Annotated in this window: 14 protein-coding genes; 4 read left to right on the top strand and 10 right to left on the bottom strand. The window is 58.0% G+C overall.

The genetic code is table 11. The annotated features are described in order from the left end of the window. Positions 1-101: 101 nt before the first annotated feature. Positions 102-1,415 (top strand): glutamate/aspartate:proton symporter GltP, encoded by a 1,314-nt coding sequence (gene gltP, locus DAI21_RS02600; protein ID WP_100777981.1) that lies wholly within the window; start codon positions 102-104, stop codon positions 1,413-1,415. A gap of 57 nt (positions 1,416-1,472) precedes the next feature. Here gltP and DAI21_RS02595 read toward each other — a convergent pair whose 3' ends face one another. The 3 genes from DAI21_RS02595 to fdhF all read right to left on the bottom strand — a co-directional run bounded on the left by DAI21_RS02595 (position 1,473) and on the right by fdhF (position 4,889). Beyond that, complete coding sequence (locus DAI21_RS02595) at positions 1,473-2,147, bottom strand: tetratricopeptide repeat protein (RefSeq protein ID WP_107702430.1); 675 nt, start codon at positions 2,145-2,147, stop codon at positions 1,473-1,475. 117 nt (positions 2,148-2,264) lie between these two features. Then, positions 2,265-2,417: a Hok/Gef family protein gene (locus DAI21_RS02590; protein WP_102105728.1), complete on the bottom strand. Its 153-nt coding sequence runs from the start codon at positions 2,415-2,417 to the stop codon at positions 2,265-2,267. Between the two features lie 324 nt (positions 2,418-2,741). Then, the gene (fdhF, locus tag DAI21_RS02585; RefSeq protein WP_107702429.1) at positions 2,742-4,889 is read right to left on the bottom strand and encodes a formate dehydrogenase subunit alpha; all 2,148 of its coding nucleotides are present in this window, start codon (positions 4,887-4,889) and stop codon (positions 2,742-2,744) included. 258 nt (positions 4,890-5,147) lie between these two features. Between fdhF and DAI21_RS02580 the strand changes: the two genes are divergently transcribed. Next, positions 5,148-5,879, top strand: a complete 732-nt coding sequence (locus DAI21_RS02580) for a response regulator (RefSeq protein WP_100777977.1) — start codon at positions 5,148-5,150, stop codon at positions 5,877-5,879. On the opposite strand, the gene DAI21_RS02575 is transcribed toward DAI21_RS02580, so the two are convergent. The 6 genes from DAI21_RS02575 to DAI21_RS02550 form a co-directional block, all read right to left on the bottom strand. After that, positions 5,876-6,868, bottom strand: coding sequence for a carbohydrate kinase family protein (locus DAI21_RS02575; protein ID WP_107702428.1), 993 nt, complete (start codon positions 6,866-6,868; stop codon positions 5,876-5,878). The two genes, DAI21_RS02580 and DAI21_RS02575, sit on opposite strands and share 4 nt — an antisense overlap. Beyond that, the gene (locus tag DAI21_RS02570; RefSeq protein WP_100777975.1) at positions 6,868-7,728 is read right to left on the bottom strand and encodes a ketose 1,6-bisphosphate aldolase; all 861 of its coding nucleotides are present in this window, start codon (positions 7,726-7,728) and stop codon (positions 6,868-6,870) included. Before DAI21_RS02570 ends, DAI21_RS02575 begins: the two co-directional genes overlap by 1 nt. Positions 7,729-7,738: 10 nt before the next feature. Further along, positions 7,739-8,425 carry a D-lyxose/D-mannose family sugar isomerase gene (locus DAI21_RS02565; protein ID WP_107702427.1) on the bottom strand — a complete coding sequence of 229 codons (687 nt, stop codon included), beginning with the start codon at positions 8,423-8,425 and terminating at the stop codon, positions 7,739-7,741. Between the two features lie 80 nt (positions 8,426-8,505). Then, entirely contained in the window at positions 8,506-9,447 is a 942-nt protein-coding gene (locus tag DAI21_RS02560) for an ABC transporter substrate-binding protein (protein ID WP_100777973.1), read from the bottom strand. 32 nt (positions 9,448-9,479) lie between these two features. After that, positions 9,480-10,475 (bottom strand): ribose ABC transporter permease, encoded by a 996-nt coding sequence (locus DAI21_RS02555; RefSeq protein WP_100777972.1) that lies wholly within the window; start codon positions 10,473-10,475, stop codon positions 9,480-9,482. Next, complete coding sequence (locus DAI21_RS02550; RefSeq protein WP_102105734.1) at positions 10,472-11,989, bottom strand: sugar ABC transporter ATP-binding protein; 1,518 nt, start codon at positions 11,987-11,989, stop codon at positions 10,472-10,474. The genes DAI21_RS02555 and DAI21_RS02550 overlap by 4 nt, the downstream gene beginning before the upstream one ends. 144 nt (positions 11,990-12,133) lie before the next feature. On the opposite strand from DAI21_RS02550, the gene DAI21_RS02545 reads away from it, so the two are divergent. Both DAI21_RS02545 and yjdP read left to right on the top strand, forming a co-directional pair. Next, positions 12,134-14,413, top strand: coding sequence for an ATP-binding protein (locus DAI21_RS02545; protein ID WP_107702426.1), 2,280 nt, complete (start codon positions 12,134-12,136; stop codon positions 14,411-14,413). A gap of 104 nt (positions 14,414-14,517) precedes the next feature. Further along, positions 14,518-14,838 (top strand): DDRRRQL repeat protein YjdP, encoded by a 321-nt coding sequence (gene yjdP, locus DAI21_RS02540; protein WP_100777969.1) that lies wholly within the window; start codon positions 14,518-14,520, stop codon positions 14,836-14,838. A 43-nt stretch (positions 14,839-14,881) separates the two neighbouring features. Here the strand turns inward: yjdP and phnP are convergent, their stop codons facing one another. Further along, positions 14,882-15,640, bottom strand: coding sequence for a phosphonate metabolism protein PhnP (phnP, locus tag DAI21_RS02535; protein WP_107702425.1), 759 nt, complete (start codon positions 15,638-15,640; stop codon positions 14,882-14,884). Between the last annotated feature and the right edge of the window lie 10 nt (positions 15,641-15,650).

Here is a 15,650-nt window from a genome sequence, read left to right as displayed (position 1 = left end):
AAAACCCCATAAACCAACGCAACACAATTCATACCCTTTCAGTATGTGTCATTCCTGCCAGTGATGGGGGGAAGGGCGCTTCATTGAGGAAGTCTGTTTTTATGAAAAACTTGAAAATCAGCCTCGCCTGGCAAATTTTGCTGGCCATGGTGCTGGGCATCTTGCTGGGCAGTTATCTGCATTATCACAGTGACGACCGCGAGTGGCTGGTGGCGAATATGCTGTCACCGGCGGGCGATATCTTTATTCACCTGATCAAAATGATTGTCGTCCCGATTGTGATCTCAACGCTTATCGTCGGTATTGCCGGTGTCGGTGATGCGAAGCAGCTCGGGCGTATCGGTGCGAAAACCATCATCTATTTCGAAGTGATCACTACGGTTGCTATCATTCTGGGTATTACGCTGGCGAATGTGTTCCAGCCGGGTGCCGGGATTGATATGTCGCAGCTGGCAACGGTGGATATTTCGAAATACCAAAGCACAACCGCAGACGTGCAAAGCCATGCGCATGGCCTGATGGGAACCATCCTGTCACTGGTGCCGACCAATATCGTGGCGTCGATGGCGAAGGGCGAAATGCTGCCGATTATCTTCTTCTCGGTGCTGTTTGGTCTGGGCCTCTCTTCCCTGCCCGCCACGCACCGCGAACCGCTGGTGACCGTGTTCCGTTCTATCTCCGAAACCATGTTTAAAGTGACACACATGGTGATGCGCTACGCCCCTGTGGGGGTGTTCGCGCTGATTGCCGTGACCGTTGCGAACTTCGGCTTTGCCTCCCTGTGGCCGCTGGCGAAGCTGGTGATTCTGGTTCACTTCGCGATTCTGTTCTTTGCGCTGGTCGTGCTGGGGCTGGTTGCACGTCTCTGCGGCCTGAGCATCTGGATCCTGATTCGCATCCTGAAAGACGAGCTGATTCTGGCGTACTCTACCGCCAGCTCCGAAAGCGTGCTGCCGCGTATTATTGAGAAGATGGAAGCCTACGGCGCGCCGGCGTCGATCACCAGTTTCGTGGTGCCGACGGGCTACTCCTTTAACCTCGATGGCTCAACCCTGTACCAGAGTATCGCGGCAATTTTCATCGCGCAGCTTTACGGTATCGATCTCTCCCTGTGGCAGGAGATCGTCCTGGTGCTGACCCTGATGGTGACCTCGAAAGGGATCGCAGGCGTGCCGGGTGTCTCCTTCGTGGTACTGCTGGCAACGCTTGGTAGCGTCGGTATTCCGCTGGAAGGCCTGGCCTTTATCGCCGGTGTTGACCGTATCCTCGACATGGCGCGTACCGCACTGAATGTGGTGGGGAATGCGCTGGCGGTGCTGGTGATCGCCAAGTGGGAACATCAGTTCGACCGCAAAAAGGCGCTGGCGTACGAACGCGACGTGCTGGGTCGTTTTGATAAGACTGCCGATCAGTAATATAAAAAGCCGGGGGGCGGTTTCGCCTGACCCGGCTGACTTTTTAATTGTGGGGAGTTACTCCCCGCTCAAGGCATCAAACTCTTCGCATCCGGTATCAAACCCTTCGCTACAGCTCAGATTGAACCAGTACAGCGCCTTCTGTTTGTTCGGGGCAATAAACCCTTTTTCGCCCTGCTGGAAAACCATTCCTGCCCAATATTCCGCGTAACCGGTACGCGAAAGCGCTGAGCTGCGTTTGAACCACATTTGCGCCTGAGCATCGTCCTGAGCCATCGATACGCCGTTGGCGTAGATCAGCCCCAGCAGCATCTGGGCATCGACTGCAGAGTCGTTGTCGATATCATCCGTGGCGGTTTGCAGCAATTTGATTGCCTGCGGATAGTCCGTTTTACCGGCCTGCGTATTTACCAGCAGGCGCGCCAGCATGATCGCCCCGCGTTTGCTGCCAGCAATGGTCGCCTGTTGCGCCAGGGTTTTGGACTGGGCGTAATCGGCATGCTTAAAGTGGATTTGCGACAGCAGCGCCACGGCATCGACATCGCCGCCTTTTGCCGCTTTCTCCGCCCACAGCGCAGCCTGCTTATCGTCACCTGCGCTGAAGTAGGTATCGGCCAGATAGTACTGAGCGCGCGCGTCGCCCGCTTCGGCCTGTTCTTTATATTGGCTACCGGGTTCGTCAGCGTGAGCAAACGCGGTAAAAAGGAAGAGCAACATCAAAAGGGTTTTCATGAGTTCTTATCATCCGGGTACATAGCGCGCAGTATAAGCGCGGTCAATGAAGAATAAAAAGGGTGCGTTAAGACCTCAACGTCCAGACAAGCCGGGCGGGTTTCCCCGCCCACAAAATCATCCTGATATACAGGCTAATTTTGCCGCCACTTCCTGATGTTCACTCTTTATTGTCAGCTCACAAAGTTTGCCGCGATTAATAAAGGTAAAAATCACGATGGTCAGGCAAATAATAAAAACAATGCCTAACACAGTTTTTAATGGCGTCATGCCTTTTACTCCTTGCATTTATAAGAATAAGAGGCTAACTTCAACTTGTTGGAGTTGATGTTGTTTGGTAGCCTCGGGTGAGTTTAACTTTCCCGGGGCTTTCAACTTTCTGCTCCTCACACATGCTCAAAACAGAAAGTCTTAAGCACCCGCCGCCATCTTATCCTTCTGAATTAAAATGCAAAGATGTAATTTCCGCATTTAAAAGTTGCATTGATTTCTGCGAACTACATTCCAGAATAATATTGATAAAATTAATGCTAAATATACAAATAAAAATGGGGTGAATATCTCACCCCATTTATTCATTGAACATCTACTTAATTAACCCATCGCACTTTCGCGTAAGCGGGCTTTCAGTTTCGTGTATTCATCAATCACATATTGCTCGGCGCTTTGCTGATCGGCAATCGGCTCCACGCGCACGGCGCAATACTTATACTCAGGCGTTTTGGTTATTGGGCTGAGGTTTTCCGTCACCAGCTCGTTACAGGCACCAATCCACCACTGGTAGGTCATATAAACCGCCCCTTTGTTCGGACGATCGCTGACCTGTGCGCGGGTGATGATGCGACCTTTGCGCGAATTCACCCACACCAGCGCTTCATCCTCAATGCCCAGACGGGCGGCATCGGCGGTGTTGAGCTGCGCATAGCCTGGCTCGTCTGCCAGTGCAGCCAGCGCGGCACAGTTCCCGGTCATCGAGCGACAGGAGTAGTGACCCACCTCACGCACCGTCGAGAGCACCATGGGGTACTCGTCGGTGAGTTTGTCGATAGGCGCCACCCAGTCGCAGGTGAAGAACTGCGCCAGCCCGTTCGGGGTATCGAACTTCTCGGCGAAGAGGTAAGACGTCCCCTGATCCGCCTCGGATTCGTCCCGGCAGGGCCACTGGATATACCCCAGCTCGCCCATCTTCTCGTAGGTCGCCCCGGTGAAATCCGGACACAGATTGCGCAACTCATCCCAGATCTCCTGGGTATTGTTGTAGTGCATCGGATAGCCCATGCGGGTGGCAATTTCGCTGATAATCTGCCAGTCCGTTTTCAGATCCCACTTCGGCTCGACCGCTTTAAAGAAGCGCTGGAAACCGCGATCCGCTGCCGTATAGACGCCTTCGTGCTCACCCCACGACGTTGACGGTAAAATCACATCCGCCGCCGCCGCCGTTTTGGTCATGAAGATGTCCTGCACAATCACCAGTTCGAGATCCTCAAAGCCTTTGCGCACCGCCGACAGTTCAGCGTCGGTTTGCAGCGGATCTTCGCCCATGATGTAAGCGGCACGCACTTCACCGAGCGCCGCGCGGTGCGGCAGCTCGCTGATGCGATAGCCCGTGTGCTCCGGCAGGCTTTCAACGCCCCAGGCCCTGGCGAATTTCGCCCGGTTTTCCGGGTACTTGACGTACTGATAGCCCGGATAGGTATCCGGCAGTGCGCCCATGTCGCAGGCACCCTGAACGTTGTTCTGCCCGCGCACCGGGTTTACGCCCACATGCGGTTTGCCGAGGTTGCCCGTCAGCATTGCGAGGCTGGTCAGTGACCGCACGGTTTCCACGCCCTGATAGAACTGGGTTACACCCATGCCCCACAGAATCGACGCGGTTTTCGCGGCGGCGTACATGCGCGCAGCCTGGCGAATCTCTTGTGCGCTGACGCCTGTAATCTCTTCGACCGACTCCGGCGTATAGCCTTCGACAATCTTGCGATACTCCTCGAAACCTTCCGTACGTGTGGCCACAAACGCCTGGTCATAGAGGTTTTCTTCAATAATCACGTGCCCGATGGCGTTAAGCAGCGCGATATTCGAGCCGTTGCGTAAGGCGATATGCATATCCGCAATGCGCGCGGTTTCGATTTTACGCGGATCGCAGACGATGATTTTCGCCCCGTTGCGTTTCGCGTTAATGACGTGATTTGCCACGATAGGGTGGGAATCCGCCGGGTTATAGCCGAAAACAAACACCAGATCGGTGTTATCGATTTCGTTGATAGCGTTACTCATTGCGCCGTTACCGACCGACTGGTGCAGACCTGCAACCGATGGGCCGTGTCAGACGCGAGCGCAGCAGTCGACGTTATTGGTACCAATAACGGCGCGCGCGAATTTTTGCATTACATAGTTGGTTTCATTCCCCGTACCGCGTGAAGAGCCGGTGGTCTGGATCGCGTCCGGGCCGTATTTGGCTTTGATCTCGCTCAGGCGGCGGGCGACATAGTCCAGCGCTTCCGTCCAGGAGACGGACTCCAGCTTGCCGCCGCGCTCACGGCGAATCATAGGGGTTTTCAGACGGGGGGTGAGGATCTGGGTATCGTTAATAAAATCCCAGCCATAGTAGCCTTTCAGGCACAGCGTACCCTGATTGGTCTTACCCTGTGCAGCCTCCGCCCGGACGATTTTGCCGTTATCGACCACCAGGTTTATCTTGCAACCTGAGGCACAATAGGGGCAAACCGTGACGACTTTTTTCATCGGTCTCGCTCCAGTTAATCAATGCTTTCCCACCCCATTATGCAGCTTCTATGCCATGTTTTTATTGTGGGTATCCCCTGACTTTACGGCCAAAGTTTGGTCAAAACCCTGACGAGAAGCAGGCAATCGTCAAAATTGACGTGTCGAAAGGGCAATGGATGTGACATGGGTTGAAATTCCATCACGCAACAATGGATTTGGCTGGAGCCGTTTGCAGAATAGGTCAGACTTAACATAATCCCCTGACGGAAGCATACGATGAAACCGGCGATTCTGGTGGTTGATGACGATACGGCGGTCTGCGAACTGCTGCAGGATGTGCTTAACGAGCACGTCTTTACGGTGCACGTCTGTCACAACGGGCTGGATGCGCTGGCGCTGGCTCAGCGAGAACCGGGTATTGCGCTGGTATTGCTGGATATGATGCTGCCGGATATCAACGGGTTACAGGTTTTACAGCAGCTACAAAAGCAGCGCGCCGAGCTGCCGGTGATTATGCTCACCGGTCTTGGCAGCGAATCGGACGTCGTGGTGGGGCTGGAGATGGGCGCGGATGATTACATCGGCAAGCCATTTAATCCGCGTGTCGTGGTCGCCCGCGTAAAAGCGGTACTGCGCCGCACGGGCGTGCTGGCGGCGGAACCCACCGCACCGCGCGCGTCGGGCATGGGCTTCAACGGCTGGACCCTCGACACCACCCGCTGCGAATTAAGCGATCCGAAGCAGGTGACGGTGCCGTTAACTCAGGGGGAGTACGGTTTACTGCTGGCCCTCGCGCAGAATGCCCGGCGGGTTTTGAGCCGCGAACAGCTGCTGGAGCTGACCCACAGCGAAAGCGCCGAAGTCTTTGACCGCACCATCGACGTGCTGATCATGCGCCTGCGGCGAAAAATCGAAATTAACCCTCATCAGCCGCTGCTGATCAAAACCATTCGCGGCCTCGGCTACGTATTTGCCGCAGACGTGTCTCACCACGACAAAGCCGCTTAAAGATTCAACTTCAGTTCGTCCAGCGTTTTCGCCCCGTCGATAGCATTGGCCGCCAGCAGACTGGCCCGCGCGCAGGCATGTGCCAGGGCAATGCTCTCGGGCAGCGACCACGCCTCGTGGCAGCCGTACAAAAAGCCCGCGCAAAACGCATCGCCCGCACCGACGCTGCCGATAATCTCATCCTTTTCAAGCTGCCGTGACGGCACCCACTGGCCTGGCTCACCCGGCGCTTCGCCCCAGGCGCCTTCAGGACAATGAATGACCACGCGCTGACGCACTCCGGCCGCCAGCAGTTGCGACGCGGCTTCGGCGATATGCAGAATGTTCGGCGCATCAAACTCGTCGCGCATCTCCAGCCCGCTAAACTCACCGGCCTCCAGCTCGTTGATCACCAGATAATCCACATAGCGCAGGGCAGGGAGTACCAGCGGTTGATAGCGCGGATCGCCTTTGCGCGACACCAAATCCAGTGACGTTTCATACCCCAGATCGCGCATCTGAGACAGCAGGCGTGCGCTGCGGGTGCCAAACTCGTCGTCCGGCATATCCAGGCTGTCGAGCAGCAGCAAATAGCCGAGATGGAAAATTTTCATCGTCGGGTCGAGGCGGTCGAAAGCCGGAAGATCCAGTAGCCGGTTGGCCGCCGGGGAGTGGAAAAAGGTACGCTGTCCGCTGGGATCGGTCATCACTTGCGACATGGAGGTAGGCGCAAAAGTGGTGCGCTGCACCCGCTGGCGGTTGACGTGGTACTGATCGAGCATGGCCAGAATGTAGTCCCCGTCGCTGTCGTCGCCAATCAGCCCCACCGCCTGCAGCGGTATGCCGACGTGCATTTTGGCGAGCGTCAGCAGGACGTTCAGCGGCGCGCCGCCGGTGGCCCGTTCGCTATGAATAATTTCCGCCAGCCAGCCGCGCTCCGGCCACTGCACAATCTGATGCACGTGGTCGACGAGCATATTCCCTGCGGCGATAACGCCCCGGCGTACCATCAGGCCCTCCCTGCGCTACCGAAGATGCGCATTTGTTCCGATACGGTGTCGGTAATCGCCTCTTCAATGCCCAGCAGCAGTTCGGCAAATTCGTCGTAAATCGGCTGACGATGGGTGATCCGCTGCTCGACGGAGGCCAGCGCCGCCTGCGACATCCCGGTGTAGAAATTGATTTTGTGAATGCCCAGCTCAATCGCGCGGCGGAAATCGGCGTCGCTGATCCCGGAACCCCCGTGCAGCACCAGCGGCAGGCCGGTTTGCAGGCGGATCGCATCAAGCCGCGCGAAATCGAGCTTCGGCTCGCCTTTGTATTTGCCGTGCGCATTGCCGATGGCGACGGCGAGCGCGTCAATGCCGGTCTGATCGACAAAATCGCGCGCCAGAGCCGGATCGGTGAAAAAGGCTTCATCGGCATGGCCGTACAGCGCGCCGCCCTCGTCACCGCCCACGGCGCCCAGTTCGGCCTCCACCGACACCCCAACGGCATGACACATTTTCACGACTTCCCTGGTCTGGCGAATATTCTCTTCGTAACTCAGGGTGGAACCATCAAACATCACGGAGCTGAAGCCTAAGCGCAGCGCCCGCACCACCGCCTCAAAATGCAGGCCGTGATCGAGATTGAGGACCACCGGAATATCGTGTCGCGCGGCCTCGAACCGGACCGCTTCAACTAATGAATCGAGCGATAAATACTTAAAATGCACTTCGGCGATGTTGATGATAAAGGGCGAGCGCTCCTGTTTTGCCGCGGCGAACAGGGCGCGCAAAAAGTGGGAGTCGAGAACGTTAAATGCGCCGAGGGCGTAGCGATGTTCACGGGCGTGTTCCAGCCCGGCGGCGAGAGAAATTAGCGGCATCATTCACTCCTTAGGTTCGAAACAGGCTGTACTCGTTACAGAGCACCAGCACCGCCGTTTCGTCTTCTTCAATATTGTTATAGCGCGCGAGCGGCTGTAAAAAGTGGTTGTCGTGCTCATCGTCATTCACGGATGACACTTCGCCGACCAGCACATCGCCAAAACCGCGCTCCCCCCAGAAACTGTGGTACAGGCCGGGCGTGAGACAGATGCTTTCCCCTGGTGTGAGGCGCAGCTGGCTGCCGGGAGCGTGAGTCTGAATACAGCCGTCAACCACCACCGTAACGTCGGTGTTTTCCGTCTCTTCATGCCCACCCGCGTTCCACAGCTCAATAATCAGATTTCCTCCGCCGCGATTAATGATGTCCTCGCGTTTACGCCAGTGGAAATGCATCGGTGTGACCTGCCCGTCGCGGACGTGCATGATCTTCTCCGCGTAGCATTTTTCGTAAGGTACGCCGTTCGGCGAGCCATTGCGCAGAGTGAAAAGGGTGAGTCCCTGTGCGGCAAAATGGTTCCCGCCGAAGGCGGTGACGTCCCAGCCGAGTTTGAGATCGAAGACTTCGCGCCAGGCGTGGCGATCGAGCTGCTGCCACTGGGTCGGCGGGAAACTGGCAAACGGCGGCAGGTGTACGTCATGCATCGAAAAGAACTGCCGCGTATGGCCGAGGATTTCGTTGATTTCGGAGCGTTTCATGGGAACTCCTTTAGTGGTGCGCTGCGCTGACCCCTCACCCTCTTTGCGGGAGAGGGTGAGGGCATCAACGCGCACAAACCTTATTTAACCGTCCACCCCTTGTACGTCCCGACGCTCTTCTTATCGATCATCGTCACCGGGATCAGCACCGGCTCTTTGGGTGCCGGTTTGCCCTGCAAAATGTCATAGCCGATCTCTACCGCTTTGGCCGCCATAACCTGCGGATCCTGCGCAGGGGTTGCCACAAACAGAGAGTTTTCGCGCTTCAGCGCCTCTTCACCGTCCGGGCTGCCGTCCACGCCAACGATAAAGAACTCGCTGCGCTGCGCCTGTTTCGCCGCCAGATCGGCACCGATCGCTGTCGGATCGTTAATCGCGAAAACGCCGTCGATCTTCGGATTCGCGGCCAGCAACGCGGTCATCACTTCCAGGCCACCTTCGCGACTGCCTTTGGCGTTCTGGTTATCCGACAGCACTTTGATATCCGGGTGGCGCTTGAACTCGGTCTGACAGCCTTCCACACGGTTCTGTACCGCGGAGACCGGTGGTCCGTTGATGATCACCACGTTGCCTTTGCCTTTCAGGCGATCGGTGATGTATTTACAGGCCATTTCGCCCGCCTGGGTGTTATCCGAGGTGATAGTGGCGTCGGCCCCTTCGGCCGCCACGTCAACGGCGACCACCACAATCCCCGCTTCTTTTGCGCGCTTCACCGCCGGGCCAATCCCTTTCGAATCAGCGGCGTTGAGAATGATCATATCGACCTTCGCGGCGATAAAATTATCAATCTGAGAAACCTGCTGGCCCAGATCGTAGCCGCTGGAGACCAGCGTCACTTTTACGTTATCCCCCGCCAGTTTGCGGGCTTCAAGCTCCGCACCTTTGGTGATCTGCACGAAGAACGGGTTGGCGAGATCGCCCACCGTCACGCCGATGGATTTCAGATCTTTCGCCTGCGCAAACGGGGCTGCGGCAAGCAGTGCGCCAGCACAGAGCGCGGTGACCAATGGCTTCAATCTCATGCTGTTATCCTCATTATCGTAGGGTGTTGTTGTTATGCACTTTGATGGTGTCGGGTACGGTATTTGTCGATCAGTACCGCAATGATGATCACCGCCCCTTTGATCACCAGTTGCCAGAAGTAAGAAACGCCCATTAACGTCATGCCGTTATTCAGGGTGGCGATAATCAGTGCGCCCACCAGCGTGCCGGTGATCGTGCCGATCCCGCCGACAAAACTGGTCCCGCCGAGGATCACCGCCGCGATGGCGTCTAGCTCGTAGCCGGTGCCTAAGTTGCCGTTGGCGCTGTAAAGCCGCGAGGCGCTCATCACCCCGCCGAGACCGGACAGCAGGCCGCTCATGCCGTAGACAAACAGCAGCACTAGCCAGACTTTGATCCCCGTGAGACGCGCAGCCTGCATGTTGCCGCCCACCGCGTAGATATGAACGCCGAGCGTGGTGCGACGCAAAATGAACCAGCACACCACGATCACCGCCAGGGCGATCACCACCAGCCACGGCACCGGGCCGAGATAGTTATTGCCGATCCATTCAAAATTAATGTTCGAGTTAATCACCGTGGTGCCGTCGGCCAGCAGATAGGCCGCGCCGCGCAGGGCGGTATAGGTGCCGAGGGTGACAATAAACGGCGGGAGTCCGGCAAAGGCCACCAGTGCGCCGTTGAAGAGACCCAGCACCATGCCGAGCATCAGCGCCGCCGGAATCGACAGCATCGCCAGTTCAGGCATCAGGGAGACCACCATCGCCGCCACTGCCGTGGTGCCGAGAATCGATCCCACCGACAGGTCGATCCCGCCGGTCAAAATGATGAAGGTCATCCCGGCGGCCAGCACGATGTTGATCGACGCCTGACGGGTAATATTGAGCAGATTGCTCTCGGTGAAAAAGTTCGGCGCGATAAAGCCAAAGACCGCCACAATCAGGATCAGAATCGGCAAAATCCCGACCGTTTGCATCAGATCGCTCATCAGCATTTTTTTGGCGGAGGCGGATTTCGCCACCTGCTGCGGGTTAGTTGAATGTGTCATGATTGCACCGCCTGATGAGTGTCGTTCACGCCAGTTGCCAGCGTCATAATATTTTCCTGAGTGATGGTTGGGCCGTGTAACTCCCCGGCAATGCTCCCTTCACGCATCACATAGACCCGGTCGCTCATGCCCACCACTTCCGGCAGCTCGCTGGAGATCATCAGGATCGCCACACCTTTACGCGCCATCTGGTTCATGATGCGATAGATCTCGCTTTTTGCCCCGACGTCCACGCCGCGCGTCGGTTCATCGAGGATCAGAATGCGCGGGCCGATCGCTACCCAGCGGGAGATCAGCAGCTTTTGCTGATTTCCACCCGACAGCCCACCCGCGCGTACCTGTGAATGCGGCACGCGAATATTGAGCAGGGCGATGGCGTCATCGGAGATCGACTGCGCTTTTTTGCGGTCCAGCATGCCCCAGGTGGCGTCGCGCTCAAGCGTCGCCATGGTGATGTTCTCCTGCGCCGCCAGCTCCAAAAACAGCCCCTGTTCTTTGCGGTTCTCGGTTAAAAAACCGATGCCGTGGTCGATGGCGGCGCGCGGGGAGTGGATCACCACCGGCTCGCCGTCGACTTCAATCATCCCGCCCGTCGCTTTGCGCACGCCGAAGATCAGCTGCGCCAGCTCCGAACGTCCGGCCCCTACCAGCCCGGCGAGACCGACGATCTCCCCGGAACGCACCTGCAGGCTGCACGGCTGCACTTTTTTGCCGTCGGTGAGGTGATGGACGTTGAGCCGCGCGCTGCCAAGAGGGATATCGCGCTCTTTGTTGAACAGATCGCTTAAGGGGCGGCCCACCATCATCCTGACCAGCTCCGAGGCGTTGAGTTTGTCGCGGGTCAAACTGCCGACGTACTGGCCGTCGCGCAGCACGCTGACGCGGTCAGAAAGCTCGTACACCTCCGCCATGCGGTGGCTGATATAGATAATCGCCATCCCCTCATCGCGCAGACGCAAAATCAGTTCAAACAGGCGATGGGTTTCGCGCGAGGAGAGGGCGGCGGTGGGTTCATCCATCACCAGCACGCGGCTGTTGCGGTGCAGCGCGCGGGCGATTTCTACCTGCTGTTGTTCGGCAATGGTCAGTTTCATCACCAGATCGGTGGCGCTGAAATGGGCGCCGAGGCGGTCAATCACCGTCTGGGCCTGCGCGGCCATCTCTTTCCGCTTCACCAGCCCGCCACGCGACAGTTCGCTGCCGAGGAAGATGTTTTCCGCCACCGTGAGGTTTGGCGCGAGCTGCATCTCCTGATAAATCAGGGTAATACCTGCGGCCAGCGCGTCTTTCGGCCCTTTGATGTGGTACGGCTGGCCGTCAATCAATATCTCGCCGCTGGTGGCGATATACGCCCCGGCGAGGATTTTCATCAGGGTGCTTTTGCCTGCGCCGTTTTCGCCCATTAACGCGTGGATCTCGCCGGGCCAGACCGTCAGATCCACACCCTTGAGCGCGTGAAAGTTGCCAAAGGTTTTGGCAATGTTGCGCATCTCTAATACCGGGGTCCTGCTCATAGCGGATCTCCTGTGAAGGTCGATATCAGCAGTGCATCACATCCCGGTAAATGCAAAATGTCAGAAGCCGTTCATATTTGTCATAGTTATGAATAGTTAACGGGCGTCACAATTCTGAGCCTTTTTCCTCTCACCGGAGCCACCATGCCATCACGCCGCCCTCCCTTTTTTGCCAGCGCCCGTGGCCGCCTGCTGATCTTCAATCTGCTGGTGGTGGCGGTGACATTGATGGTCAGCGGCGTGGCGGTGCTGGGCTTTCGGCATGCCAGCCAGATTCAGGAGCAGGTGCAGCAGCAGACCTTAAACGACATGACCGGCAGCATGAATCTGGCGCGCGACACCGCCAATGTGGCCACGGCGGCGGTGCGTCTTTCGCAGGTGGTGGGGGCGCTGGAGTACAAAAGCGAAGCGGATCGCCTGAAGCAGACGCAGACGGCACTGCGTCACTCCCTTGAGCAGCTCGCCGATGCACCGCTGGCGCAGCAGGAACCGGCGCTGGTGGCGCGAATCATTCGCCGCAGTAATGAGTTACAGCAAAGCGTCACCGGGATGCTGGAGCGCGGTCAGCGACGTCATCTGGAGCGCAACGCGCTGCTCAGTTCGCTTTATCAAAGCCAAAGTTTTTTACGCCATTTGCAGGATATCAACCGTCGCTTCGGCGACAACGTGCCGGACGCGCGCCAGTTGGCTGAAATGGACCGCCTGATAATGGCAGCCATCGAAACGCCGTCGCCGCGCGCCACCATTCAGCAGCTGAATACCGTAACCACCACGCTGCCAGAGACCGCCCGCCAGCCGGTGATTGACTTTGTGCTGCCCGATTTCAACGCCGAGCTGCAAAAGCTCGCGCCCCTCTCGAAGCAGCTTGAAGAGAGCGATCTGACGATCAACTGGTACATGTTCCACATCAAGGCGCTGGTGGCGATTTTAAACAGCGATATCAACCAGTACGTGGCGCAGGTGGCGCAGGCGTCGGAGCTGCGCACCGCCCAGAGTCATCAGGAGTTGCGCTCCATCAGCGTCTTTATCAGCGTGTTCGCCGTACTGGCGCTGATGATCACCGGCTGCGCCTGCTGGTATATTTACCGCAATTTAGGCTCCAACCTGACGGCCATCTCCAGAGCGATGTCGCGCCTGGCCCACGGCGAGCCGGACGTGTCGGTACCGGCCCTCCAGCGCCGCGACGAGCTTGGCGAGCTGGCGCGTGCGTTCAACGTGTTTGCACGTAACACCGCGTCGCTTGAGCACACCACCCGCCTGCTGAAAGAGAAAACGACGCAGATGGAGATCGACCGGCTAGAGCGCGTGGGGCTGGAAGAGGCGCTGCTGCACAGCCAAAAAATGAAGGCGGTCGGGCAGTTGACGGGCGGTCTGGCGCACGATTTTAACAATCTGCTGGCGGTCATTATCGGTAGCCTGGAGCTGGTTGATCCCGAGTCGCCGGATGCGCCGCGCATCACCCGCGCGCTGAAAGCCGCCGAGCGTGGCGCGCTCCTGACCCAGCGACTGCTGGCTTTCTCGCGCAAACAGTCTCTGCATCCGCACGCGGTGGAGATGAAACCGCTGCTGGAAAACCTCGGCGAGCTGATGTGCCACTCGCTCCCGGCCACCCTGACGCTGGATATCGAAGCGCAGCACCCGGCGTGGCCCGCATGGATTGACGTCAGCCAGCTGGAAAACGCGATTATCAATCTGGTCATGAACGCCCGCGACGCGATGGAGGGGCAGAGCGGTGTGATCCGCATTCGCACCTGGAATCAGCGCGTCACCCGCAGCGATGGGCGCAGGCAGGATATGGTGGCGCTGGAGGTGATCGACCATGGCTGCGGGATGTCGCAGGAGGTGAAATCTCAGGTCTTCGAGCCGTTCTTCACCACCAAACAGACCGGCAGCGGCAGCGGGCTGGGTTTGTCGATGGTCTACGGTTTTGTGCGCCAGTCCGGTGGGCGCGTTGAAATTGAAAGCGCACCGGGGCAGGGAACCACCGTGCGCCTGCAGCTTCCGCGCTCCGCGCAGGCGGTGGTGGAGCATGATGAAGGACTGGCGGCAACGGAGTCAGAACAGAGCGACCGGCTGGTGCTGGTGCTTGAAGATGAAAGTGACGTGCGTCAGACGTTATGCGAACAGCTACATCAGCTCGGCTATCTGACGCTCGAAGCTGAAACGGGCGAGCAGGCGTTGAAGATGCTGGAGGCCTCGGCCGATATCGAACTCTTTATCAGCGATCTGATGCTGCCGGGGGCGTTAAGTGGCGCAGAGGTGATCCACCACGTCCGCACCCATTTCCCGCATCTGCCGGTACTACTGGTGAGCGGGCAGGATTTACGCCCCACCCACAATCCGCAGCTGCCGGACGTGGAGCTGCTACGAAAACCCTTCACCCGAGCGCAGCTGGCGCAGGCGCTTCGTAAGGCGTCGGCATAACGCGTACCGCATGCACGAAAGGCGCGTTTTGAGATTCCTCCGCTACTCCGTCTGAGCGCCGATGATTAACGTAAAGCCAGCTCACCTGCTGCGAGACTGGCTCTATGAAACGCTCTACCACCGCTCTGTTATTTGGCCTGCTGTCATTAACCAGCCAGCTTGCCCACGCTGATATCATTGACGACGCCATTGGGAATATCCAGCAGGCGATCGGCGAAGCGTACAACCCCACCAGCAGCCGTCAGAATGACGACGATGACCGCTATGAAGAGAGCCGTCGTACGGACAGTCGCCAGTACGATGATCGTCGTCGACAGCTTGAGGATCGTCGCCGTCAGTTAGACGACAGACAGCGCCAGCTCGATCAGGACCGGCGTCAGCTGGAGGACGATGAGCGCAGGCTGGAAGATGATTACGACCGGTGAGGAAGTCCGTGAGATGCGTGCTGCCTGACGCCCGGCGTGCCGCTCAGTCCAGCACGATTCTCATCCCGTCATACCCCGCCTCAAACCTTTCTGGCAGCGGGTTATCCATCATCCATACGTCGAACTGATGGCTGATGTGCGTCAAAATGACCTGCGGACAGCCAATAACCTGATTGAGCGCGATGACGGTGTTTAAATCGCAATGGTTGCGCGGCGTCTGCTCGCGCGGTTCGTGGCTGCAGTCGATCACCATCACCTGCGGATGATTATTGAGTAAAAATTTCAGCGTTTTGTCCGGCAGCCCGGCAGTGTCTGACAGCCACGCCACGCGGCTGTGGGCGCTCTCCAGCAGATAGCCAAAGGTCAGCTTCGAGTGATTGAGCGGCAGCGGCGTTACGCGCAGCCCCTGCAGCTCAAACACCACAAAAGGCTGGACGGTATGGCTGAAATCCAGAAGACCGGGGTGTTTGAACAGATCGTCGCAGCCCGTCTCGTCCGGCGGGCCATACACCGGAATCGTCGCCCCTACGCCCCAGCGCAGCGGGAACAGCCCCTGGACATGATCCATATGATAGTGGGTCAGTAAAAACTGCTGGAAACTGCCCGCGGGCCAGTCGTCCATCAGGTGCGGAATGCCCGCGTCCAGCAGCGTCACCGCGTCGTTGAAGGTCACGACCGCGCTGCACGGCCGACGGCGATGCGCCTCCTGCAAACGCGCCCGGCGGCAGGCCGCGCAGTCGCAGCCGAAGACAGGTACCAGCTGGGCACCGCCGGTGCCGGTCAGTTGGATGGTTAGGGCCATGGTTTCCCCC

This window comes from Lelliottia sp. WB101, assembly GCF_003051885.1.
Taxonomy (GTDB): Bacteria; Pseudomonadota; Gammaproteobacteria; order Enterobacterales; family Enterobacteriaceae; genus Enterobacter; species Enterobacter nimipressuralis.
Note: the sequence above shows the minus strand (reverse complement) of the source record. Positions and strands in the feature narration are given on the sequence as shown.

Excerpts from the sequence above, each read along its gene's own strand:
- gltP (WP_100777981.1), top strand. The coding sequence starts at position 102 with ATGAAAAACTTGAAAATCAGCCTCGCCTGGCAAATTTTGCTGGCCATG.
- DAI21_RS02595 (WP_107702430.1), bottom strand. The coding sequence starts at position 2,147 with ATGAAAACCCTTTTGATGTTGCTCTTCCTTTTTACCGCGTTTGCTCAC.
- DAI21_RS02590 (WP_102105728.1), bottom strand. The coding sequence starts at position 2,417 with ATGACGCCATTAAAAACTGTGTTAGGCATTGTTTTTATTATTTGCCTG.
- DAI21_RS02580 (WP_100777977.1), top strand. The coding sequence starts at position 5,148 with ATGAAACCGGCGATTCTGGTGGTTGATGACGATACGGCGGTCTGCGAA.
- DAI21_RS02575 (WP_107702428.1), bottom strand. The coding sequence starts at position 6,868 with ATGGTACGCCGGGGCGTTATCGCCGCAGGGAATATGCTCGTCGACCAC.
- DAI21_RS02570 (WP_100777975.1), bottom strand. The coding sequence starts at position 7,728 with ATGCCGCTAATTTCTCTCGCCGCCGGGCTGGAACACGCCCGTGAACAT.
- DAI21_RS02565 (WP_107702427.1), bottom strand. The coding sequence starts at position 8,425 with ATGAAACGCTCCGAAATCAACGAAATCCTCGGCCATACGCGGCAGTTC.
- DAI21_RS02560 (WP_100777973.1), bottom strand. The coding sequence starts at position 9,447 with ATGAGATTGAAGCCATTGGTCACCGCGCTCTGTGCTGGCGCACTGCTT.
- DAI21_RS02555 (WP_100777972.1), bottom strand. The coding sequence starts at position 10,475 with ATGACACATTCAACTAACCCGCAGCAGGTGGCGAAATCCGCCTCCGCC.
- DAI21_RS02550 (WP_102105734.1), bottom strand. The coding sequence starts at position 11,989 with ATGAGCAGGACCCCGGTATTAGAGATGCGCAACATTGCCAAAACCTTT.
- DAI21_RS02545 (WP_107702426.1), top strand. The coding sequence starts at position 12,134 with ATGCCATCACGCCGCCCTCCCTTTTTTGCCAGCGCCCGTGGCCGCCTG.
- yjdP (WP_100777969.1), top strand. The coding sequence starts at position 14,518 with ATGAAACGCTCTACCACCGCTCTGTTATTTGGCCTGCTGTCATTAACC.
- phnP (WP_107702425.1), bottom strand. The coding sequence starts at position 15,640 with ATGGCCCTAACCATCCAACTGACCGGCACCGGCGGTGCCCAGCTGGTA.